Origin of the sequence: Ruegeria jejuensis (assembly GCF_041537905.1) — a bacterium.
Taxonomy (GTDB): domain Bacteria; phylum Pseudomonadota; class Alphaproteobacteria; order Rhodobacterales; family Rhodobacteraceae; genus Ruegeria_C.
On the sequence record NZ_JBGRUO010000009.1, the window covers coordinates 103054 to 123603 of the forward strand.

Genomic DNA, 20550 nt, shown 5'->3' on the forward strand with positions numbered 1-20550 from the left:
ACGCTTAGTGCTTCTTGCCCTTATGCGGCGCCCAGAGACGCTTGTTGGTGAGATAGAGCAGCGAGGCCAGGATCGTCAGGAACAGAACGCCGACAAAACCTGCCTGCTTGCGAGCCATCATCTTGGGCTCAGCTGCCCACATCAGGAAGGCCGCAACGTCTTCGGCCTCGTGATGCAGGTCGTTGGAGTGACCGTCGGCATACTCGACATCCTCGCCGTAAAGCGGGGGGGCCATGGAAATCCAGCCACCTGGAAACGCGGTGTTCTCATAGAGGATCGTACCTGCTTCTTCCTTTTCTTCGCCGGTATATCCAATCATCAAGGACGCGATGTATTCTGCACCGCCAATGCCTTTGAACAGCTGGTTGATCCCAAGGCCGTAAGGCCCGTGGAACCCAGCACGGGATTTGGCCATCAGGCTCAGATCCGGTGCGCCAGCAGCGTGGTTTGCCGGGAAATGATCGCTGTCGATCAAGGGACGAAACTCGTCCTTTTCCGCATCATAAAGGTATCTGTTGGCTTCTTCATCCAGAACGGCGAAACCCGCGGCATAGGCGCGCACCTGATCCTCGGGCAGGCCCGGCCCACCCTCATCCGCCAGTGTGCGTAGGGGTACATACTGCAAGCCGTGGCAGGCTGCGCAGACCTCGGTATAGACCTGAAGGCCGCGCTGCAGCTGGTTCTGGTCGTATTTGCCGAACGGACCCTCGAACGAGAATGCGAAATCCTCGATATGCTGATCTCCGCCACCGGCCGCGAAAGACGCGGCAGGGGCAAGTGCGAGGGCGAACGCGGCACCGATTGCTAGGTTCTTGAACATCTCAGTCGGTCCCTCTTCTTATTCGGCGGGCGTGGTTTCGGCGGCACCGGAACCATCAGCTTGCTTGCCGTAATGGGCGTTGAAGTCTTCTTCGATCGTTTCGGGCTGCGGCAGCGGTTTCTCGATCACGCCCAGAATGGGCAGGATCACGAAGAAATAACCGAACCAATAGGCCGACGCGATCAGCGAGAAGGAGGCATAGGGCTCTTCCGCGGGCATTGCGCCCAGCCACATCAGCGCCATGAAGTCGACGATCAGCAGGTAGAACCACCATTTGAACATCGGACGATAGCGGCCCGAACGGACGGTCGAGGTGTCCAGCCAGGGCGCCAGCGCCATGGCCAGGATCGCGCCGAACATCGCCGCGACACCGAAGAACTTGGCGTCCACGATGCCACCAGTGATGAAGCTAACAAACTGCACCACCCAGACATCTGCGGTGAAGGCACGCAGGATGGCGTAGAAGGGCAGGAAGTACCATTCCGGCACGATATGGGCAGGCGTCACCAGCGGGTTGGCCTCGATATAGTTATCGGGGTGACCCAGATAGTTAGGCATGAAGCCCACGATGGCCCAGAAGATCACCATCACGATGGCAAGGCCCACGAAATCCTTGATCACGAAATAGGGCCAGAAGGGCAGAGTGTCCTTCTTGACGTCCTCTTTCGATGTGCGACGCACCTCCACACCCGTCGGGTTGTTGTTGCCCGTGGTGTGGAAGGCCCAGATATGCACCACGACCAGCGCAGCGATCACGAAAGGCAGCAGATAGTGCAGCGAGAAGAAGCGGTTCAGCGTAGCGTTATCCACCGCTGGTCCGCCCAGCAGCCAGGTCTGGATCGCCTCACCCACAAACGGGATGGCGCCAAACAGGCCGGTGATCACGGTTGCGCCCCAGAACGACATCTGACCCCAGGGCAGAACATAGCCCATGAAGGCTGTGCCCATCATGCAGAGATAGATGAGCATGCCGATGATCCAGGTGATCTCGCGCGGGGACTTGTAAGAGCCGTAAAACAACCCGCGGAAAATGTGGATGTAAACCGCCACAAAGAACAGCGAGGCGCCGTTTGCGTGCAGATAGCGCAGCATATAACCGCCATTCACGTTGCGCATGATGTGCTCGACGCTGGCAAAGGCCAAATCGACGTTAGGGGTATAGTGCATCACCAGAACGATGCCGGTGACGATCTGCAGCACCAGGCAGAAGGCCAGGACGATCCCCCAAATCCACCACCAGTTCAGGTTCTTGGGGGTGGGGATCATGATTGTGTTGTAGATGAGACCGACAATCGGTAGGCGGCTATCCAGCCACTTTTCGCCGTTTGACTTCGGTTCGTAATGATCGTGCGGAATTCCGGACATGTCGCGCCTCCTTATCCCAGCTTGATGGTGGTTGGGTCGACGAATTCCGCAGTCGGAATCCAGAGATTCTCAGGCGCAGGGCCTTTGCGGATACGGCCCGACGTGTCGTAGTGCGATCCGTGGCAAGGGCAGAACCAGCCGTGGAAATCGCCCGCACCGTCACCCAGCGGCACACAGCCCAGATGGGTGCACACACCCATCATGACCAGCCATTCCCCTGCTTCGTCCATCGAGCGGTTCTCGTCGGCGGCGTCCAGACCGGGCTTGTTGGCGTTGCGGTCATTGTTGTCAGGCAGTTCAGCCAGATCGACCGAACGCGCCTCATCGATCTCTTCGGGTGTGCGGCGACGGATGAAAACCGGCTTGCCCAACCACTTGACCGTGATCTGCGTCCCTTCGGCGACGCCCGACACGTCCACGCGGATCGAGGACAGCGCCTGAACATCTGCGGACGGGTTCATCTGGTTCACCAGAGGCCAAACAGCGGCCCCCGTAACTACGACACCTGCGCCACCCGTGGCGTAGTAGAGGAAATCTCTGCGGGTGCCTTCGTGGTCTTCTGCGTGGGACACGAGCCTTCTCCGATCTCAGCGCCCGCGAACGGGCAAACGTGCATATCTACCGCACGGGGATGCGGTGACTTAACGCGGGTATCTATCGGGGAGAAATCGGTTCGTCCAGCGGTCATAGGCGCGCAGGGCATTTCTTAGGTCGACATTCGGGAACAAAGTTTCAAGTGTGGACAAAAAAACACGCGCAAACTCGCCAAAATTGTCACCCAGTGGGCCGGGTGGCTGCCATGCTCGGACGCGATTCGAAGCCCGCATACCACTCGGCCAGCGCCTCATTCCCGGTGCGCCAGCCGCGATCCGCGTGGCGCAGATCGAGATAGCCCAGCGCGCAGGCCGCCGCGATCTGCCCCATGTCCAGCGGCCCTGACAAATGCGCCATCCAACGCTGGTTCAGCGCGGCACACGCCCGCTCGATCTTGGTCCATTGTGCGTCGGTCCAACTGTCCCATTGCTTGTCCTCGGGGCGCAGCCGCGCCTCATAGGTCATCAGCAACGCAGCATCGACGATGCCATCGGCCAGTGCCTCAAGCGTCATAACCTCCCACCGCCGTGCGCCATCCGGGTAGAACCCCGCCTGTGCCCGCGCATCGAAGAAGGCGCAGATCACCCGGCTGTCAAACAGCGTTGGTTCGTCCGCACGCTCCAACGCGGGAACCTTGGTCAAGGGGTTCTTGCCCACCAGCGGATCAGCGGGCGACAGGGGGTTGCCAGTGACGGATACAACCTCGACATCTGCAAGCTGTTCGGTTTCGTGCAGCAAAACCATGACCTTGCGCACATAGGGCGATGATGGGCTGTGAAAGAGTTTCATGCGGGACCTCCTGCGTTAGGGCGAGCTTTCAGAACGCACACCGAAACAAAAGCCGTCAGATCAAGAGGTCCAGGCAACATCACTCGGTCGCGTCGCGCATTAGCGCGGACAGGGCTTGCGTTTCTGCACCAAACCCGCCCTCGGCTAGCCGATCTGCCGCCCGCAGCCGCACCTCATCGGGCTTGTTCTGGTTCAGCTTCCATGTCCCGTCGATTGCCTGCACCCGCAACCGGCAAGGCACGATCATCCGCATCATCCGCGCCAGCGCGTCATCACTCATTTTGTCTGCCGTCCAGGGCGGTTTCGGCAGCAGGCGCGTCTCGTTGAAATCCGATTGCCGGTCCAGCAGCGCGCGTAGTTCGGACTGCGGGCGAGTCTCCAGCGTGCCGGTCAGATGCACGGCGACATAGTTCCAAGTTGGGACCTGATCAGGGATCTCATACCAGTCGGGCGAGACATAGCCATCCGGGCCGGACACTGCGATCCGAGCCGCAACCGGGCTCTTCAGCAACCGCAGGATCGGATTCGACCGCACCAGATGCAGATCCGCAATGCTGCTATCCTCGGACAACAGAAACGGCACATGGCTCATCAGGGGCGGCCCGTCGCTCGCGGCAGCCAGAATGCCGAAACCCCGCTCGCGCGCGAAACGGATGTTGCGGGCTGTCTCGGTGCCGCGAAAGGCGGGATTTGGGTGCATGGGCGCTCTCCTCAAACTGGGTCTTGCAGTGTGGGCCGCAACTTGGCAAGGTCTGCGACGTTCTCAGGGCGGGGCGAAATTCCCCACCGGCGGTATGCGGGCATGGACCCGCGAGCCCGCGAGCGGCCCCGTTTTCAGGGGTGACAAGCAGATCTGGTGAGAGGCCAGAGCCGACGGTTACAGTCCGGATGAAAGAGAACGTGCAGCGCGTCCGTGGTACGGCGCGACTGCCCGTGATCGCCTTGGGTGACGTGTCTGTTACGAAAGGAGTTCACGATGACACACACCCGATATGCTTTTGTCAAAGCCAACTGGCATTCCGATATCGTCGACCGCGCGATTGACGGGTTTCAGGAGCTGATCCCCGCCGCGCAAATCGATGTCTATGATGTGCCCGGCGCGTTTGAGATGCCGCTGCTGGCCCGCGATCTGGCCCAGACCGGCCAATATGCCGCCATCGCCTGCGCCGCCTTTGTGGTCGATGGCGGAATCTATCGCCATGATTTCGTCGCGCAAGCGGTGGTTGACGGGCTGATGCGGGCCGGGATGGATAGCGGCGTGCCGGTGCTGTCGGTCTCTCTGACCCCGCATCACTATCAGGAAACCGATCACCACAACGCCATATATCGCGCCCATTTCGTCGAAAAAGGCCGCGAAGCGGCGCAAGCCGCGCTGGGCATCGTGCGCACCCGTGCGGCGTTGTCGCAGGCGGCCTGATACCGCAGCGCCTCAGGGGGAATCCCTCTTGAGGCGCACAGCACAGGCCGCTAAGCACGTCGCGCAAAGGAGCAGCTTATGTCGATGAACAGTTTTGGCCATCTCTTCCGCGTCTCGACCTGGGGCGAAAGCCACGGTCCGGCACTGGGCGCCACCGTCGACGGCTGCCCGCCGGGCGTGCCAATTGACGAGGCAATGATCCAGCACTGGCTGGACAAGCGCAAACCGGGCCAGAACAAGTTCACCACCCAGCGACGCGAAGCGGATGAGGTCAAGATCCTGTCGGGCGTGTTCGAGGGCCAGACCACCGGCACGCCCGTGCAGCTGATGATCGAAAACACCGATCAGCGGTCGAAAGACTATGGCGACATCATGGACAAGTTCCGCCCCGGCCACGCCGATATCACCTATTGGCAGAAATACGGCATCCGCGACTATCGCGGCGGCGGGCGCAGCTCGGCTCGCGAAACGGCGGCGCGTGTGGCTGCGGGCGGGTTGGCGCGCGAGGCGATCAAGCAGCTTGCCCCGCATGTGCAGATCACCGGCTATATGGTGCAGATGGGACCGCATAAGATCGACAGAGACCGGTTTGACTGGGACCAGGTCGAACAGAACCCGTTCTGGGCCCCCGATGCCAAGGCTGCCCAGGATTGGGCGGGCTATCTGGACGAGTTGCGCAAGGACGGAAACTCGGTCGGCGCAGTGATCGAAGTGGTTGCGCGCGGCGTCCCGCGCGGGCTGGGCGCGCCGATTTATGCCAAGCTGGACACTGATCTGGCCGCCGCAATGATGTCGATCAACGCAGTGAAGGGCGTCGAGATCGGTGAGGGCATGGCCGCCGCTGAACTGACCGGTGAAGCCAATGCGGATGAAATCTTCATGGGGCCCAACGGCCCGGAATACAGCTCCAACCACGCGGGCGGCGTGCTGGGCGGTATCTCGACCGGGCAGGATGTTGTGGTGCGCTTTGCGGTCAAGCCAACCTCGTCGATCCTGACCACGCGCCGCACCATCACCGTGTCGGGCGAAGAGACGCAGATCATCACCAAGGGCCGCCATGATCCCTGCGTCGGCATCCGCGCGGTGCCAGTGGGCGAAGCGATGATGGCCTGCGTGATCCTCGACCACCTGCTGCTGCATCGCGGCCAGATCGGTGAGAACCGCGGACATATCGGCTGACCTGCGCAAAAATCTGCGAGCAGTTGCCAAAAAATCATCGATTCTGACCGATTGCGGCTTCAGCGCCGACCGGATCGCCGGAACACGCCGCGCGATTAAGGCCAGCTTTTCCGCAGGCATTGCGCGACTATCCCAGCTCGGCGGCCTCGGACAACTGGCCTTTGTTGCAACAAAGGCTCTTTAGGTAAACAAATTGCTTAAACAGGGCCCCGACGTGCTGGCTACGGCCAGGTTGGGCGCAACAGAATAGTGGTTCTGCTTCGGGCCAAGTGTTAGTTAAACGCGCAGTACCGGGCGTTGCTGATCCGCAATAAGAATGTTCACCGGCAGTATAGACACCCACCCCCAACCCTGCTACATCCGCGCAATCTTGCGGCCTCGGATTCGTTCCGGGGCTGTTGATATTTGGAATCGGGGACCTTCGGGGCCCTATATCTCAGGCACCTACGGGGGCCTTCAACATAGCGGGTCCAAAGACAAGAACCTAAGGGCCTGCACGCTAAACGGAAGACAGAAAGCATGGCACTCAAGTCGTATAAGCCGACGACGCCGGGCCAGCGCGGGCTGGTGCTGATCGACCGTTCGGAGCTGTACAAAGGACGTCCCGTCAAATCCCTCACTGAGGGTCTGACGAAATCGGGCGGCCGGAACAACACCGGACGGATTACCTCGCGTCGTCGCGGGGGTGGCGCCAAACGCCTCTACCGGATCGTTGACTTCAAACGGAACAAATATGATGTGGCGGCCACCGTCGAACGGATCGAGTATGACCCGAACCGGACCGCATTCATCGCACTTGTCAAATATGACGATGGCGAGCAGGCCTATATCCTCGCGCCCCAGCGTCTGGCCGTAGGGGACAAGGTTGTCGCCTCCGCCAAGGCCGACATCAAGCCGGGCAACGCGATGCCGTTCTCAGGCATGCCGATCGGTACCATTGTCCACAACATCGAGATGAAGCCCGGCAAGGGTGGTCAGATCGCGCGTGCCGCAGGCACCTACGCCCAGTTCGTGGGTCGCGACGGTGGCTACGCCCAGATCCGCCTCAGTTCGGGTGAACTGCGCATGGTGCGTCAGGAATGCATGGCCACCGTTGGTGCCGTGTCCAACCCCGACAACTCGAACCAGAACTACGGTAAAGCCGGTCGTATGCGCCACAAGGGCGTGCGTCCGTCGGTCCGTGGTGTTGTCATGAACCCGATCGACCACCCCCACGGTGGTGGTGAAGGCCGGACCTCGGGTGGTCGTCACCCGGTGACCCCATGGGGCAAGCCGACCAAGGGCAAGCGCACTCGCAACAAGAACAAAGCGTCGCAGAAGCTGATCATCCGCTCGCGCCACGCCAAGAAGAAGGGGCGTTAATAGATGTCTCGCTCTGTATGGAAAGGTCCTTTCGTCGACAGCTATGTGCTTAAGAAAGCCGAAGCTGCGCGCGAGTCGGGCCGCAATGAAGTGATCAAGATCTGGTCGCGCCGTTCCACCATCCTGCCCCAGTTCGTGGGTCTGACCTTTGGTGTCTATAACGGTCACAAGCACATCCCGGTAAACGTCTCGGAAGACATGATCGGTCAGAAGTTCGGTGAGTACTCGCCGACTCGCACCTATTACGGTCACGCCGCAGACAAAAAAGCGAAGCGGAAGTAAGTCATGGGCAAGGATAAGAACCCCCGCCGCGTGGCAGACAACGAAGCAATGGCGAAAACCCGCATGCTTCGCACCAGCCCGCAGAAACTGAACCTGGTGGCACAGATGATCCGTGGCAAGAAGGTGGAAAAGGCCCTGACGGACCTGACCTTCTCGAACAAGCGGGTCGCGCAGGACGTGAAGAAATGCCTTCAGTCCGCCATCGCCAACGCTGAAAACAACCACAACCTTGACGTGGATGAACTGATCGTCGCCGAAGCCTGGGTTGGCAAGAACCTGGTCATGAAACGCGGTCGCCCGCGCGCCCGTGGACGGTTCGGCAAGATCATGAAGCCGTTCTCGGAGATCACCATCAAGGTGCGTCAGGTAGAGGAGCAAGCCTAATGGGTCATAAAGTAAATCCGGTCGGCATGCGCCTCCAGGTCAACCGCACCTGGGACAGCCGTTGGTACGCCGACACCAAGGACTACGGCGATCTTCTGCTGGAAGATCTGAAAATCCGCGAGTTCATCAAGGATGAGTGCAAGCAGGCCGGTATCGCCCGCGTGATCATCGAACGTCCGCACAAGAAGTGCCGCGTCACGATCCACACCGCGCGTCCCGGTGTCATCATCGGCAAGAAAGGCGCCGATATCGAGGTTCTCCGCAAGAAGATCTCGTCGATGACCGACAGCGAACTGCACCTGAACATCGTCGAAGTGCGCAAGCCCGAGCTTGACGCGCAGCTGGTTGCCGAGTCCATCGCTCAGCAGCTGGAGCGTCGGGTCTCGTTCCGTCGCGCGATGAAGCGCTCGGTTCAGAACGCCATGCGCATGGGCGCCCTGGGTATCCGGGTGAACGTCGCGGGTCGTCTGGGCGGCGCTGAAATCGCACGGACCGAGTGGTACCGCGAAGGCCGTGTGCCTCTGCACACCCTGCGTGCCGACATCGATTACGCACATGCCGAAGCGATGACTCCTTACGGGATCATCGGGATCAAGGTCTGGATCTTCAAAGGTGAGATCATGGAGCACGATCCGCAGGCACGTGACCGTAAAGCACAGGAACTCCAGGACGGCCCTGCACCTCGTGGTGCTGGTGGCGGTCGTCGCTAAGGAGAGAATGAGATGCTTCAACCAAAGCGTACTAAATTCCGCAAGATGCACAAAGGCCGGATCAAGGGTGAAGCCAAGGGCGGCTCTGATCTGAACTTTGGCGCCTATGGTCTGAAAGCGCTGCAGCCCGAGCGTGTGACTGCACGCCAGATCGAAGCTGCACGTCGTGCCATGACCCGCCACATGAAACGCCAGGGCCGCGTCTGGATCCGGATCTTCCCGGATACTCCCGTGACCTCGAAACCGACCGAAGTCCGTATGGGTAAAGGTAAAGGTTCCGTGGATTTCTGGGCGGCCAAGGTCAAGCCCGGTCGCGTGATGTTCGAGATCGACGGCGTCGATGACGATATCGCCCGCGAGGCCCTTCGCCTTGCCGCGATGAAGCTGCCGATCAAGACCCGCGTCGTGGTTCGCGAAGACTGGTAAGATGGTGGGTGCGCGGCACCCATCCTGAACAATGTGACCCCTGCCGGGAAACCGGCGGGGGTTTTCCTTTTATGGCTGAGCTACAACAATACGAAATCGAATATGTGATGAGTGGATTCAAGGTCGTCCAAGGCAAGAGCTATGAGTGATATTCCGTTCCTTGCCATCGCCATAAATGTGCTGCTGTATTTGACGTTGCCTATATCGCTGACACTCTTCTTTCTTGGCGGACAATGGCTACTTAGAGTTTTTGCGCTTCTGTGTGCCGCTTGCCTAATTGGCTTGATTTGGTTCTTTGCCCTAAGCTCAGAATGCTGCCCGACCGGGATGGAGGCTTTGGCATTGGTGATATGGCCTTCATTGTTGTTTGTGACCGGGCTCTGGAGCTGGATTTGTTATGCAGTTTTCTTGAGCTTGGGATTTTTGCCGCATCAGAGAAGCAGAGGTTGCGCTGATGTCTACACATGCGCAGCAAAAAAAGGCCACATCCAATAAATGCGGCCTTGTGCATTTTCTCAAAGCGGCAAATCAGCCTAGCAATCGCCGCGCAATCACCTGCGCCTGAATCTCGGCGGCGCCTTCAAAGATATTCAGGATGCGGGCATCACACAGCACGCGGGAGATCTTGTATTCCAGCGCGAAGCCGTTGCCGCCATGGATCTGCAACCCGTTATCGGCTGCCGCCCAGGCCACACGGGCACCCAGCAGCTTGGCCATGCCGGCCTCAAGATCGCAGCGGTGGCCGTGGTCTTTTTCCCAGGCCGAAAAATAGGTCAGCTGCCGCGCGATCATGATCTCGACCGCCATCATCGCCAGTTTGGCAGACACGCGGGGAAACTCGATCAGCGACTTGCCGAACTGCTTGCGATCCTGAGCGTATTGCATGGCGATGTCCAGCGCGCATTGCGCCACACCGATAGCGCGGGCGGCGGTCTGGATGCGGGCGGACTCAAACGTCTCCATCAGTTGTTTGAAGCCTTTACCTTCTTCACCGCCCAGCAGGTTCTCGCCCTTGACCTCGAACCCGTCAAAGCCGAGCTCGTATTCTTTCATCCCGCGATAGCCCAAGACCTCGATCTCGCCGCCGGTCATGCCGGGGGTGGGGAAGGGGTTGTCATCGGTGCCGGGGGTCTTTTCGGCTAGGAACATGGACAACCCGCGGTGATCCTTGGTGGCAGGGTCGGTGCGTGCCAGCAGGGTCATCACATGGGTGCGCGCCGCGTGGGTGATCCAGGTCTTATTACCGGTAAACTGGTAGTTGCCGCTCTCGTCCTTGACCGCGCGGGTGCGCAGCGAGCCCAGGTCCGATCCGGTATTCGGTTCGGTAAAGACGGCGGTGGGCAGAATCTCGGCGCTTGCGATCTTCGGCAGCCAGTTGGCTTTTTGCGCGTCGGTGCCGCCCGCGATGATCAACTCGGCGGCGATCTCGGACCGGGTGCCCAGCGAGCCGACGCCGATATAGCCGCGCGACAGCTCTTCGGACACCACGCACATCGAGGCTTTGGACAGGCCGAAGCCGCCGAATTCCTCGGGGATGGTCAGGCCAAACACGCCCATTTCGGCGAGTTCCTCGATCACGTCGATCGGGATCAATTCGTCGTTCAGATGCCAGTCATGGGCAAAGGGTTCGACCTTTTCGGCGGCATAACGGCGGAACTGGTCGCGGATCATTTCCAGCTCTTCGTCCAGGCCGGAGGTGCCGAACATGGCAGAGGCGGTTTGATCCTGCATCAGTTCCACCAGCCTTGTGCGGGCTGCTTGCGTGTTGCCGTTCTGGGTCAGCGTCATGACCTCGGGCGCCATCATGGCGCGCATGTCATCTTGGCTGAGGCCCAGATCCTGCAGGCGCACAACCTCGCCCTGGTTCATCTGGATGCCGCCATAGACCTGCCAGAGATATTCCCCGAAAGCGATCTGGTGGAGTAGCTGCTCCAACTCACCGAACTTGCCCTCGCCATCAAGCTTCTCGGCCCATCGCTGCATCTGTGTCAGAGACTGATGGTAGGTCGCCAGCCAGGCCAACCCGTGGGCGGCAGTCTGGTTGGCTTCAATCAGGCCGGACGAGACACGGCCATCGGCGCTGACGGTTGCGCGAACGCGGTCGCGGGCCAGCTCAAATACGGTGTCCACGGGGGCGAGTGCTGCGCGCGTGACCGAAAGGAGGTCGGGGATCAGAACGGTGTTTTGCATCGCTGAAATATCCTGTCCATCATGGGGCATATGTGATTCCTCCTAGCTTCGCACGGTGATATCATTTTGCACGTGCAGCGCAATAAAAATACGCGAAAACCTTATGAATTGTGCGATAGTTGCGCGACATTATTTGCAGTGCAGCGACTGACGGACGTGATATGAGGGGCGGCATGGAGCCGCTTTTTTCGATCTTGTCCGGGTATGAATTCGTGCTTGTTTTGGCGATCGCCATGCTCGCCGGGATGGTCAAGGGTATGGTGGGCTTTGCCATGCCGATGATCTTTGTCTCGGGGCTGAGCACGGTCTTGCCACCCGATTGGGCACTGGCCGGATTGATCCTGCCGACATTGGTGACAAACGGGATGCAGGCGCTGCGGCAGGGCGCTCAGGCTGCGGTTGGATCGATCCGGCAGTTTCGGGTGTTCCTGCTGGTTGGGCTGGCCTGTCTGCTCGCGACCTCGCAATTGGTGACGAGGATACCGGCATCGGTCTTTCTGCTGCTGATCGCGATTCCGGTGGTGGTATTTGCTGCGATGCAGTTACTGGGGGTTCGGTTCAAACTGAGCCAAGCTTCGCCGCGCAGCGAAGCCCTGGTCGGCGCATGCGCGGGCAGTGTTGGCGGGATGTCGGGTGTCTGGGGGCCGCCGACCGTGGCGTACCTGACGGCGCTGAACACACCCAAGCACGACCAGATGCGGATTCAGGGCGTCATCTATGGGCTGGGCGCGGTGGCGTTGACCTTGGCACATCTGGGCTCAGGCGTGCTGCGGGGCGAAACCTTGCCTCTCTCGCTGCTGCTGATAGCACCCGCTGTGATTGGCATGTGGCTGGGTGGGCGGTGGCAGGACCGGATCGATCAGAATACATTCCGCAAGCTCACATTGATCGTGTTGCTGGTGGCAGGTCTGAACCTGCTGCGACGGGCGCTTATGGGATAGGCCCTCAGGCGTTTGGACTGCGATTGCCGAAGAAACGGAAGAAATAGAGCAACCCCAGCATCAAAAAGAACAGCCCGGCCACATCGCCGATCAGAAACGCGATGTATTCAGACAGGGTGCTGCCAAATGCAAAATTGGTCGATCCTGAGATCAGCAGCGATGTTATGGCCCCGACGCCCATGATGCAGATCCAGCATGGCTGCCTGTCTGCGCGTGGAAACACGTCCCAACCCAGCGCTTTTAGGGCGTAGAAAACTGCTGGGGCGGCACAGACGGATACGGTGATGACTGCCAGCCGACTCGGAAGAAAAACGTTCATGCCACCAAGATCGGCGAAGGTCAGGAATACACCCGGAAGGAGTGCCGGTATCGCGCGCCACCCCAGCAGCCACGCCGACAGAACGCGCACGCCATGCGGCAGAAACAGCAGGCTCGCGCGACTGCCGTATTCCGGAAAAAAGCTGTCTTGTAGTGGCATTATCAATCTGAAGGTCACCAGATAGGCCACAAAATACGCCGTTGAAGCCACCAGGGCTTCGCTCAGTCTGGCACGCAACATGAAATGTCCGAGTTTTACGGTGATCAGGTCCTGGGTTGGTGGACCTGGTAGCGGCCCCGGTTCGAGGCACGCCCATGCGACAGGTAGCCCTTGTTCACGAGCGATTTGACCGCCCGGAAAAAGGTCGGGCGTGACACTGTCTGCAGCAGGCTGTGTTCGATCAGAAGGACCGTACGCACCTCTTCATCCGATTTCGAGATCTCGCTTGCCGCATAATAGACATCGCGCTCGACCGGTGAGAGGTCCTGCAAGCCCAGGGACCGTTCCATGCTCTGCAGCAGTTTTCTCAGTTCAGCTAGTTTCGAAATTTCCATCATTGCCTGCGTTGTTACCTGTTTCGTTTCAATGCTGCGCCGGACCTGTCCGTTTTCCAGCCCGGCGGTCTGAAAATCCTCAAGTGTCATGTTGACACCATGCGATATTTTCTTAGAGTTTGCATTCTATAGGCTGCTTTGTGAGTGAGTGGTGGCAGCCAGAATCCCTTTTTTATTGCGTTGCCCGGTGCATTTATGCGCCGGGCTTTTCCCATACTTGCGACAATATGCCCAAAAAGCGCATTTTCAGCAATTAAATTGTTACATAACACGCCCGGATTTCAGGTCTGGTAACGCTTGCCGTTGCGTCAACTTTGGCCCAAAGCGCAAAAATGCTGTGGGTTATTCGTTTTCTTCCAGCACGGAATTGACCAGCGCCGAATCCAGATAGGCCGTCAATCTGCAAATGCGCCCTACGGTATCAAAATGCATGATCCAGCAATATTGATTGTTGTATCTGCGACCGTTCAGGGCGGTGCCGGTGGAGCGAAGCTCGGCAATGGCCACCGGACCATCGACGAATACGTCGCGTACCGACATGGTCACACCGTTGCGCAGCACGTTCAGCAGGCGACCGAAGGCCCGGTCGAACAGGTCGGCCTTGCCATTATAATGCCCGGCCAGCGGGTGGGTTCCCATTACTGTCCAGGCGACATCCTCGTGCACGGCCGCAAAAAAGGCGTCCGGATTACCGGACGCCCATTCCTGAAATAAATTGCGCACATAGGCGTGATCTATCGTCACAGCCTCTCCAGCCGGGTCAGCTGATCGAGACAGCTTTGACGTCATCGTCGATGAACGGCAGGTATTGCTCGAAATTGTCGGCGAACATCTGCACCAATTTGGCCGCCTGCTTGTCGAACGCGGCCTGATCGTCCCAGGTGCGGCGCGGGTCCAGCAAGACCTCGGCCACGCCGGGTGCGGACACCGGCACGTCAAAGCCGAAGTTCGAGTCCTTGCGGAATTCCACCTCGGTCAGCGAGCCGTCAAGCGCGGCGGTCAGCAGGGCGCGGGTGGCGCGGATCGGCATCCGGCTGCCCACACCATAGGCGCCGCCGGTCCAGCCGGTGTTGACCAGCCAGCAGGTGGCGCCGTGCTGGGCGATCTTTTCGCGCAGCAGGTTGCCATAGACCTCGGGGCGGCGCGGCATGAAGGGCGCGCCGAAACAGGTCGAAAAGGTCGGCTGCGGTTCGGTCACGCCGCGCTCGGTGCCCGCCACTTTCGAGGTGAAGCCCGACAGGAAGTGATACATCGCCTGCGCCGGGGTCAGTCGCGCGATGGGCGGCAGAACGCCAAAGGCGTCACAGGTCAACATGATGATATTCTTGGGATGCCCACCCAAAGCGCTGCTGGACGCGTTCGAGATGTATTCCAGCGGATAGGCGCAGCGCATATTCGCGGTCAGCGAGTCGTCGTCGAAATCCAGTTCCTTGGTCTCGGGATCGTACACCATGTTCTCGATCACGGTGCCGAATTTCGAGGTGGTCGCGTAGATCTCGGGCTCGGCCTCGGCGCTCAGGTTGATGGTCTTGGCATAGCAGCCGCCTTCGAAGTTGAAGGTGCCGCGATCGGACCAGCCATGTTCGTCATCCCCGATAAGCGTACGTGCCGGATCGGCAGACAGGGTTGTCTTACCGGTGCCGCTCAGGCCAAAGAACACGGCGGTATCGACCGGGTTGCCATTGGCGTGGTTCGCCGAGCAGTGCATCGGCATGATGCCTTTCTCGGGCAGCATGTAGTTCAGCAGGGTGAAGACGGATTTCTTGTTTTCACCGGCATATTCGGTGCCGCCGATCAGGATCAGCTTCTTGTCGAAATTCATCGCGATCACAGTTTCCGAGCGGCAGTTGTGGCGTTCGGGCGTGGCCTGGAAGCTGGGGCAGTTTATGACAGTGAAATCGGCCACGAACTCGTTCAGGTCCTCGCGGTCGGGACGACGCAGCAGGTGGCGGATGAACAGGTTGTGCCAGGCCAGTTCGGTGACCATGCGCACATTGATCGAATGGGTCGGGTCGGCGCCGCCGACAAGGTCCTGAACGAAATAGTCGCGGCCCTTCATGTGCTCCAGCATGTCGGCGTGCAGCGCGTCGAAGCCTTCGGGGGTCATCGCGGCGTTGTTGTCCCACCAGATGCCCTCGGCGACGCTGTCAGTCTTGACCACGTGCTTGTCCTTGGGCGAGCGGCCGGTGAACTTGCCTGTGGTGACCAGAAAGGCACCGCCTTTGCCCAGCGTGCCTTCGCCCCGCTTGAGCGCCTCTTCGATGAGCGCGGGCTCCATGAAATTGTAATAGACATTGCCCAGACCCTCGATGCCCTGATCTTCGAGGCGGAATTGCGGGTTAACCCGTCCAGATGTCATTCGTTCGGTCTCCTGTGGTGGCCCGTGGGCCCTGCGAGCGCCTGCGCGCTAAGTGGGCGAATTCACCGGTGATTGATCCGGCATGGGCGGTCTTAGCACGGGGCTTTGGGACATGAACAGGTGGCGAACCTGTAGTTAGCGCAACCAAGTTTGAGTTTAGCGCAACCATCTTCGACGTGACTTAACGGCATTGCCTCTGACCGCATCAGAGACCGCTTTTTTGCAACCCCGGAAGCGAAACGCCCGGGTGATTCGCACTTATTGATTGATTCGAACCCCTAAAACGGCCATGAAGGTAAGAAAATAAGGCAATGCAGAGCAGAGTAGGGACAAAACCATGTCGAAAATTGCGCTCGTAGATGATGATCGGAACATTCTGACTTCAGTGTCCATGACGCTTGAAGCGGAAGGGTTCGAGGTCGAGACCTATAATGACGGTCAGGCCGCTTTGGACGCGTTCAACAAGAAACTGCCCGATATGGCCGTGCTGGACATCAAGATGCCGCGGATGGACGGCATGGATTTGTTGCAGCGCCTGCGTCAGAAAACGCAGATGCCGGTGATCTTCCTGACCTCGAAAGATGATGAGATCGACGAGGTTCTGGGTCTGCGCATGGGTGCGGATGACTATGTAAAGAAACCGTTTTCGCAACGTCTTCTGGTCGAACGCATCCGCGCGCTGCTGCGCCGCCAGGAAGCGATCGCTGGTGACGAAGCTGGCGATGCGCCGGTCGAGGCGAAGGTGATGGAGCGCGGTCAGTTGCGGATGGACCCGCTGCGCCACGCGGTCAGTTGGAAGGGCAAGGATGTGTCGCTGACAGTGACCGAGTTCCTGCTGCTTCAGGCGCTCGCGCAACGCCCCGGCTTTGTGAAAAGCCGCGATCAGCTGATGGACGTGGCTTATGACGATCAGGTCTATGTGGATGACCGCACCATCGACAGCCACATCAAGCGGCTGCGCAAGAAGATGCGGACGGCGGATAACGATTTCACGGCGATCGAAACGCTCTACGGCATCGGGTACAGATATAACGAAGAATGACCGTCTTGGCGGTCCGGATACCAGGACTGGGGGGTATCGTGGGCGATTCAGGTGCGCCTGAGCCGAAACTGCGTGGCGACGTCGTACTTGGGGATGACTGGGTCACCCCCAACGATGACCTGTCGCAGGAACTGCGCGTCAAACGCTCGCGCCGCAGTCTGTTTGCCCTGCGCAGTTCGCCGCTGACACGCAAGATCATCACCTTCAACCTTTTGGCGCTGATCATTCTGGTTGCAGGTATTCTATACCTCAACGACTCGCGCAACGGGTTGGTTCTGCAACGCGCCAACGCGCTTGTCGGCGAGGCGCAGTTGGTTGCCGATGTTTTCGAGGTTCAGCTGCCCGAAGGGTCTGCGGTCAATCTTGCCAGCCGCGGCGGGATCGATGTCGATGATACTCTGGCGGGGCTCAGCCTGCGGCCGGGGGTCGAAGTGCTGGTCTATGATGGCACCGAACGACTTGTGGGCCGCGCCAAGGCAGTTGAACTGTCCCCCGAGGCACAGGCGAAGCAGCAGGGCAAAACCGTGATCAGCGACACGCTGGCAGCGGTCTGGGGTATGGTCTCGTCGGTCTTTGCTCAGGCGCCCAAGACCACCGCCCCCGATGTCGAGCGGCAGCTGCGCAAGCTGCTGCCTGCGGCGCTGGCACAGGGAACCCGTGTGGATACGCTGATCGACGCGCAGGGGGGGACGCTGGTGGCTGCGGCCACGCCGGTTCTGCAGGGCACGACGCCGGTGGGGGTTGTGGTGATGCTCAGCCCTGCGGGAGAGATCGACGCGCTGGCGCGGCGGGAACGTGAGCGGGTGCTGCAGATGTTCCTGGTGGCCTTGCTGGTCTCGATCGGTCTCAGCCTCGTGCTGGCCTCGACCATCGCAAACCCACTGGCTGATCTGGCGGCGGCAGCAGAGCTGGGCCGCGACAAGGATACGCGAAAGATAAACCCGGGTCGCATCCGTATCCCCGACCTAACAGCGCGCCCGGACGAGATCGGGCGACTTAGCGGTGCGCTGCGCGGTATGGTGGGCGCGCTTTATAGCCGGATCGACAGCAACGAACAATTTGCGGCAGACGTGGCGCATGAGATCAAGAACCCGCTTGCCAGCCTGCAATCGGCAGTGGGCACGATGCGCATGATCAAGCGTGACGACCAGCGCGCCAAGCTGCTGGATGTGATCGAACATGACGTTCGTCGCCTGGACCGCCTTGTCAGCGATATCTCCAACGCCTCGCGGCTGGACGCTGAACTGGTCAAGGAGGAGGAGCAGCCCTTCGACCTGATGGCCATGCTGGGCAATCTGAGCCAGCATCTGGGCGAGGAGGCGCGCGCAAAGGGTGTCGATTATATCGTCGATCTGCCGTCAGACCCGATCATCGTTATGGGGCTCGAGGCGCGCCTGGCGCAGGTCTTCGTGAACCTGATCACCAACGCGACTTCCTTCTGCGAAGAGGGCGACGCGATCCGCGTCTGGGCGCGGCATCGCTCGAACCGCGTGTTGATCGTGGTCGAGGATACCGGGCCAGGCATCCCGGATGAAGCGTTGAGCAAGATTTTCAAACGGTTCTACTCGCAGCGCCCCGAGGAGCATTTCGGCAACAATTCCGGCCTGGGTCTGGCGATTTCGAAACAGATCGTGGAGGCGCATGGCGGCGTGATCTGGGCCGAAAACATCCGCCCGACCGAGGCTGACATCACTTCCGAACCTCTGGGTGCGCGGTTCGTCGTGGGCCTGCCGGTCTGATCCCGTGTCTAAACCAACCGGCCCGGACGCCCTTGCCCCATTTGCGGATGCGACCCATGCCAATATCCATGCAAGCTGCGTCGCCGTAGATGGCAACGCGCTGCTGATCGTCGGGCGGTCGGGCAGCGGCAAATCGGCCCTGGCACTTGAAATGATGGCGCTTGGCGCCGGCCTCGTGGCCGATGATCGGGTCGATCTGCTGCAAGAGCAGGCACAGGTGCTAGCCTCCGCTCCCAAGCACACCGCGGGCCTTATCGAGGCGCGCGGGATCGGGCTGCTGCATGCCGCGCCCTCTGCACCCCTACCGGTGTGCTACATCCTCGATCTCGACCGGCCCGAGATAACCCGGATGCCCGCGCAGGTCGAAACGATGCTGCTGGGATGCCGATTGCCCTTGCTTGGCACGCCAAATGCCCCACATCTTGCGGCAGCGTTACTGCAACTTCTCAAAGCGGGGCGGGTGCCGCCGGAATGGCCGAACAGATGAACGGAAAGCAACGGATCGTGCTGGTCACCGGCCCGTCGGGCGCCGGGCGCGGCAGCGCCATCAAGGTGCTTGAGGACCTGGGCTATGAGGCCATCGACAACCTGCCGATGCGGTTTCTGAATCGGCTGCTTGACAGCCCGGCCAGTGACCGGCCCATGGCGCTGGGTCTTGACCCGCGCAACCGTGATTTCTCGACCCACGGGTTTCTGGACATGGTTGCGAAACTGTCCCGGACCGATGGGCTGGACTTGACCACGCTTTATCTGGATTGCAGCGAAGAGGTGCTGCTGCGCCGCTTTTCGGAAACCCGGCGCAGGCATCCCATGTCCGACGGGGCCAGCCCGTTGGCCGGGGTGCGCCGGGAAAGTGAATTGCTGCGACCGATCCGCGACATCGCCGATACCTTGATCGACACAACCGCGCTTAACGTCCATCAGATGCGCGATGAGGTCGAACGGTGGTTTGCCAAGGGCGAGGGGCGGGAACTGGCGGTTTCGATCGAGTCTTTTTCCTACAAGCGCGGGCTGCCGCGCGGGGTCGACATGGTGTTCGATTGCCGGTTTCTGGCCAACCCGCATTGGAATCCGGACCTGCGCAGTCAGGACGGGCGCGATCGGCCGGTGGCCGATTATGTGGGGCAGGACCCGCGCTTTGGCCCGTTCTTCGATCAGGTGCGCGATTTGCTGTCGTTTCTGTTGCCCGCCTATCGCGATGAGGGCAAGACACATCTCTCGGTTGCGTTCGGGTGTACCGGGGGGCAACACCGTTCGGTTACCTTGGCGCAAGCCTTGGCAAAGGTCCTTGCAGAGCATGGTCAGCAGGTGTCAATAAGGCATCGCGAACTGGAACGCCGCAATGCGGGTGAGAGGCAGCAGGATTGATCGGGATCGTGATCGTGGCGCATGGGGGGCTGGCCAGGGAATATCTGGCCGCGACTCAGCATGTGGTCGGCACCCAGCCGGGGCTGGTTGCCGTTGCGATCGAGGCCGATCATGACCGCGAGAAGAAGCAGGACGAAATTTGCGCCGCTGCCGATTCCGTCGATACCGGCGATGGCGTTGTCGTGGTGACCGATCTTTTTGGCGGATCGCCCTCCAACCTGAGCCTGCGGGCCTGTGTGCCTGCCAATCGGCGCATTCTATATGGCGCGAACCTCCCCCTGCTGATCAAACTGGCAAAGAGCCGCCATTTACCGATCACCGAAGCGGTCCGCAGCGCGATTGAGGCTGGGCGAAAGTATATAAACGTGCAAAACGTGACCAAAGATTAAAGAAAAATGTGACTGAATGATTCAACGCAGCCTTAAAATCGTGAACGAAAAAGGCCTTCATGCGCGTGCTTCGGCCAAGCTGGTGGAGGTGGTAGAAGGCTTTGACGCCAGTGCCGAGGTCTCGCGCGACGGGCTATCGGCCGCCGGTGACAGCATTATGGGCCTTTTGATGTTGGCAGCGTCGCGCGGAACCACTATTGACGTCGAGACGTCCGGCCCCGATGCTGAGGCGTTGGCAGATGCGCTCGAGGCCCTTGTGGCCGACAAGTTCGGAGAAGGGTTCTGAGCGCCGCCGCGATGGCGCAAAGGACAGGAAGACCA

Annotated in this window: 25 protein-coding genes and 1 riboswitch; of the genes, 15 read left to right on the forward strand and 10 right to left on the reverse strand. The window is 60.1% G+C overall.

Annotated elements, in window-relative coordinates; all coding sequences use genetic code 11:
* Positions 1-4: 4 nt before the first annotated feature.
* From AB1E34_RS12570 to AB1E34_RS12590, 5 genes are all read right to left on the reverse strand, one after another.
* Positions 5-820 carry a cytochrome c1 gene (locus tag AB1E34_RS12570; protein ID WP_372572687.1) on the reverse strand — a complete coding sequence of 272 codons (816 nt, stop codon included), beginning with the start codon at positions 818-820 and terminating at the stop codon, positions 5-7.
* An 18-nt stretch (positions 821-838) separates the two neighbouring features.
* On the reverse strand, positions 839-2185 hold the full coding sequence (locus AB1E34_RS12575; RefSeq protein WP_372572688.1) for a cytochrome b: 1347 nt from the start codon (positions 2183-2185) through the stop codon (positions 839-841).
* An 11-nt stretch (positions 2186-2196) separates the two neighbouring features.
* Entirely contained in the window at positions 2197-2757 is a 561-nt protein-coding gene (gene petA / locus AB1E34_RS12580; protein ID WP_372572689.1) for a ubiquinol-cytochrome c reductase iron-sulfur subunit, read from the reverse strand.
* 202 nt (positions 2758-2959) lie between these two features.
* Positions 2960-3568, reverse strand: a complete 609-nt coding sequence (locus tag AB1E34_RS12585) for a glutathione S-transferase (protein ID WP_372572690.1) — start codon at positions 3566-3568, stop codon at positions 2960-2962.
* Positions 3569-3647: 79 nt separating this feature from the next.
* Positions 3648-4268, reverse strand: coding sequence for an FMN-binding negative transcriptional regulator (locus AB1E34_RS12590; RefSeq protein ID WP_372572691.1), 621 nt, complete (start codon positions 4266-4268; stop codon positions 3648-3650).
* Between the two features lie 55 nt (positions 4269-4323).
* Positions 4324-4472: riboswitch (FMN riboswitch) on the forward strand.
* A gap of 72 nt (positions 4473-4544) precedes the next feature.
* Here AB1E34_RS12590 and AB1E34_RS12595 point away from each other — a divergent pair.
* The 8 genes from AB1E34_RS12595 (at position 4545) to AB1E34_RS12630 (ending at position 9783) form a co-directional block, all read left to right on the forward strand.
* Positions 4545-4985 carry a 6,7-dimethyl-8-ribityllumazine synthase gene (locus AB1E34_RS12595; RefSeq protein WP_372572692.1) on the forward strand — a complete coding sequence of 147 codons (441 nt, stop codon included), beginning with the start codon at positions 4545-4547 and terminating at the stop codon, positions 4983-4985.
* A gap of 78 nt (positions 4986-5063) precedes the next feature.
* Positions 5064-6164, forward strand: coding sequence for a chorismate synthase (gene aroC, locus AB1E34_RS12600; protein ID WP_372572693.1), 1101 nt, complete (start codon positions 5064-5066; stop codon positions 6162-6164).
* A 519-nt stretch (positions 6165-6683) separates the two neighbouring features.
* Entirely contained in the window at positions 6684-7526 is an 843-nt protein-coding gene (gene rplB / locus AB1E34_RS12605; RefSeq protein ID WP_372572694.1) for a 50S ribosomal protein L2, read from the forward strand.
* A 3-nt stretch (positions 7527-7529) separates the two neighbouring features.
* The gene (gene rpsS, locus AB1E34_RS12610) at positions 7530-7808 is read left to right on the forward strand and encodes a 30S ribosomal protein S19 (protein ID WP_008207545.1); all 279 of its coding nucleotides are present in this window, start codon (positions 7530-7532) and stop codon (positions 7806-7808) included.
* A gap of 3 nt (positions 7809-7811) precedes the next feature.
* The gene (gene rplV / locus AB1E34_RS12615) at positions 7812-8192 is read left to right on the forward strand and encodes a 50S ribosomal protein L22 (RefSeq protein WP_372572695.1); all 381 of its coding nucleotides are present in this window, start codon (positions 7812-7814) and stop codon (positions 8190-8192) included.
* A complete protein-coding gene (gene rpsC, locus AB1E34_RS12620) occupies positions 8192-8902 on the forward strand; it encodes a 30S ribosomal protein S3 (protein WP_372572696.1) in 711 nt (236 codons plus the stop codon). The genes rplV and rpsC overlap by 1 nt, the downstream gene beginning before the upstream one ends.
* Positions 8903-8914: 12 nt before the next feature.
* A complete protein-coding gene (gene rplP / locus AB1E34_RS12625) occupies positions 8915-9328 on the forward strand; it encodes a 50S ribosomal protein L16 (RefSeq protein ID WP_249710524.1) in 414 nt (137 codons plus the stop codon).
* A 311-nt stretch (positions 9329-9639) separates the two neighbouring features.
* Positions 9640-9783 carry a hypothetical protein gene (locus AB1E34_RS12630; RefSeq protein ID WP_372572697.1) on the forward strand — a complete coding sequence of 48 codons (144 nt, stop codon included), beginning with the start codon at positions 9640-9642 and terminating at the stop codon, positions 9781-9783.
* Between the two features lie 73 nt (positions 9784-9856).
* Here the strand turns inward: AB1E34_RS12630 and AB1E34_RS12635 are convergent, their stop codons facing one another.
* Positions 9857-11548: an acyl-CoA dehydrogenase family protein gene (locus AB1E34_RS12635; protein WP_372572698.1), complete on the reverse strand. Its 1692-nt coding sequence runs from the start codon at positions 11546-11548 to the stop codon at positions 9857-9859.
* A gap of 143 nt (positions 11549-11691) precedes the next feature.
* On the opposite strand from AB1E34_RS12635, the gene AB1E34_RS12640 reads away from it, so the two are divergent.
* On the forward strand, positions 11692-12459 hold the full coding sequence (locus tag AB1E34_RS12640) for a sulfite exporter TauE/SafE family protein (protein ID WP_372572699.1): 768 nt from the start codon (positions 11692-11694) through the stop codon (positions 12457-12459).
* Positions 12460-12463: 4 nt separating this feature from the next.
* Here the strand turns inward: AB1E34_RS12640 and AB1E34_RS12645 are convergent, their stop codons facing one another.
* The 4 genes from AB1E34_RS12645 to AB1E34_RS12660 form a co-directional block, all read right to left on the reverse strand.
* Entirely contained in the window at positions 12464-12967 is a 504-nt protein-coding gene (locus AB1E34_RS12645; protein WP_372572700.1) for a hypothetical protein, read from the reverse strand.
* A 74-nt stretch (positions 12968-13041) separates the two neighbouring features.
* A complete protein-coding gene (locus AB1E34_RS12650) occupies positions 13042-13422 on the reverse strand; it encodes a hypothetical protein (RefSeq protein WP_372572701.1) in 381 nt (126 codons plus the stop codon).
* 252 nt (positions 13423-13674) lie between these two features.
* Positions 13675-14076, reverse strand: coding sequence for a nuclear transport factor 2 family protein (locus tag AB1E34_RS12655; RefSeq protein WP_372572702.1), 402 nt, complete (start codon positions 14074-14076; stop codon positions 13675-13677).
* Between the two features lie 16 nt (positions 14077-14092).
* Positions 14093-15691 carry a phosphoenolpyruvate carboxykinase gene (locus AB1E34_RS12660; protein ID WP_372572703.1) on the reverse strand — a complete coding sequence of 533 codons (1599 nt, stop codon included), beginning with the start codon at positions 15689-15691 and terminating at the stop codon, positions 14093-14095.
* 337 nt (positions 15692-16028) lie between these two features.
* Here AB1E34_RS12660 and AB1E34_RS12665 point away from each other — a divergent pair, with 337 nt between their 5' ends.
* Genes AB1E34_RS12665 through AB1E34_RS12690 form a run of 6 tightly spaced genes read left to right on the forward strand, consistent with a single transcriptional unit; the run spans position 16029 to position 20515 of the window.
* The gene (locus tag AB1E34_RS12665) at positions 16029-16733 is read left to right on the forward strand and encodes a response regulator transcription factor (protein ID WP_372572704.1); all 705 of its coding nucleotides are present in this window, start codon (positions 16029-16031) and stop codon (positions 16731-16733) included.
* A complete protein-coding gene (locus AB1E34_RS12670) occupies positions 16730-18472 on the forward strand; it encodes a sensor histidine kinase (protein ID WP_372572705.1) in 1743 nt (580 codons plus the stop codon). Before AB1E34_RS12665 ends, AB1E34_RS12670 begins: the two co-directional genes overlap by 4 nt.
* A 4-nt stretch (positions 18473-18476) precedes the next feature.
* Positions 18477-18959, forward strand: a complete 483-nt coding sequence (locus AB1E34_RS12675) for an HPr kinase/phosphorylase (RefSeq protein WP_372572706.1) — start codon at positions 18477-18479, stop codon at positions 18957-18959.
* Positions 18944-19840: an RNase adapter RapZ gene (gene rapZ / locus AB1E34_RS12680; protein WP_372572707.1), complete on the forward strand. Its 897-nt coding sequence runs from the start codon at positions 18944-18946 to the stop codon at positions 19838-19840. Before AB1E34_RS12675 ends, rapZ begins: the two co-directional genes overlap by 16 nt.
* Positions 19837-20229: a PTS sugar transporter subunit IIA gene (locus AB1E34_RS12685; protein ID WP_372572708.1), complete on the forward strand. Its 393-nt coding sequence runs from the start codon at positions 19837-19839 to the stop codon at positions 20227-20229. The genes rapZ and AB1E34_RS12685 overlap by 4 nt, the downstream gene beginning before the upstream one ends.
* 16 nt (positions 20230-20245) lie before the next feature.
* Positions 20246-20515, forward strand: coding sequence for an HPr family phosphocarrier protein (locus AB1E34_RS12690; protein WP_372572709.1), 270 nt, complete (start codon positions 20246-20248; stop codon positions 20513-20515).
* The last annotated feature ends 35 nt before the right edge of the window (positions 20516-20550 follow it).

Bases quoted from the DNA above. Each gene is read 5' to 3' on its own strand.
- AB1E34_RS12665 (WP_372572704.1), top strand. From the start codon at position 16,029: ATGTCGAAAATTGCGCTCGTAGATGATGATCGGAACATTCTGACTTCA.
- AB1E34_RS12570 (WP_372572687.1), bottom strand. From the start codon at position 820: ATGTTCAAGAACCTAGCAATCGGTGCCGCGTTCGCCCTCGCACTTGCC.
- AB1E34_RS12690 (WP_372572709.1), top strand. From the start codon at position 20,246: ATGATTCAACGCAGCCTTAAAATCGTGAACGAAAAAGGCCTTCATGCG.
- aroC (WP_372572693.1), top strand. From the start codon at position 5,064: ATGTCGATGAACAGTTTTGGCCATCTCTTCCGCGTCTCGACCTGGGGC.
- AB1E34_RS12585 (WP_372572690.1), bottom strand. From the start codon at position 3,568: ATGAAACTCTTTCACAGCCCATCATCGCCCTATGTGCGCAAGGTCATG.
- rpsS (WP_008207545.1), top strand. From the start codon at position 7,530: ATGTCTCGCTCTGTATGGAAAGGTCCTTTCGTCGACAGCTATGTGCTT.
- rapZ (WP_372572707.1), top strand. From the start codon at position 18,944: ATGGCCGAACAGATGAACGGAAAGCAACGGATCGTGCTGGTCACCGGC.
- AB1E34_RS12650 (WP_372572701.1), bottom strand. From the start codon at position 13,422: ATGACACTTGAGGATTTTCAGACCGCCGGGCTGGAAAACGGACAGGTC.
- AB1E34_RS12640 (WP_372572699.1), top strand. From the start codon at position 11,692: ATGGAGCCGCTTTTTTCGATCTTGTCCGGGTATGAATTCGTGCTTGTT.
- AB1E34_RS12635 (WP_372572698.1), bottom strand. From the start codon at position 11,548: ATGCCCCATGATGGACAGGATATTTCAGCGATGCAAAACACCGTTCTG.
- rplV (WP_372572695.1), top strand. From the start codon at position 7,812: ATGGGCAAGGATAAGAACCCCCGCCGCGTGGCAGACAACGAAGCAATG.
- rpsC (WP_372572696.1), top strand. From the start codon at position 8,192: ATGGGTCATAAAGTAAATCCGGTCGGCATGCGCCTCCAGGTCAACCGC.
- rplP (WP_249710524.1), top strand. From the start codon at position 8,915: ATGCTTCAACCAAAGCGTACTAAATTCCGCAAGATGCACAAAGGCCGG.
- AB1E34_RS12595 (WP_372572692.1), top strand. From the start codon at position 4,545: ATGACACACACCCGATATGCTTTTGTCAAAGCCAACTGGCATTCCGAT.
- AB1E34_RS12590 (WP_372572691.1), bottom strand. From the start codon at position 4,268: ATGCACCCAAATCCCGCCTTTCGCGGCACCGAGACAGCCCGCAACATC.
- AB1E34_RS12660 (WP_372572703.1), bottom strand. From the start codon at position 15,691: ATGACATCTGGACGGGTTAACCCGCAATTCCGCCTCGAAGATCAGGGC.
- AB1E34_RS12630 (WP_372572697.1), top strand. From the start codon at position 9,640: ATGCTGCCCGACCGGGATGGAGGCTTTGGCATTGGTGATATGGCCTTC.
- rplB (WP_372572694.1), top strand. From the start codon at position 6,684: ATGGCACTCAAGTCGTATAAGCCGACGACGCCGGGCCAGCGCGGGCTG.
- AB1E34_RS12670 (WP_372572705.1), top strand. From the start codon at position 16,730: ATGACCGTCTTGGCGGTCCGGATACCAGGACTGGGGGGTATCGTGGGC.
- AB1E34_RS12575 (WP_372572688.1), bottom strand. From the start codon at position 2,185: ATGTCCGGAATTCCGCACGATCATTACGAACCGAAGTCAAACGGCGAA.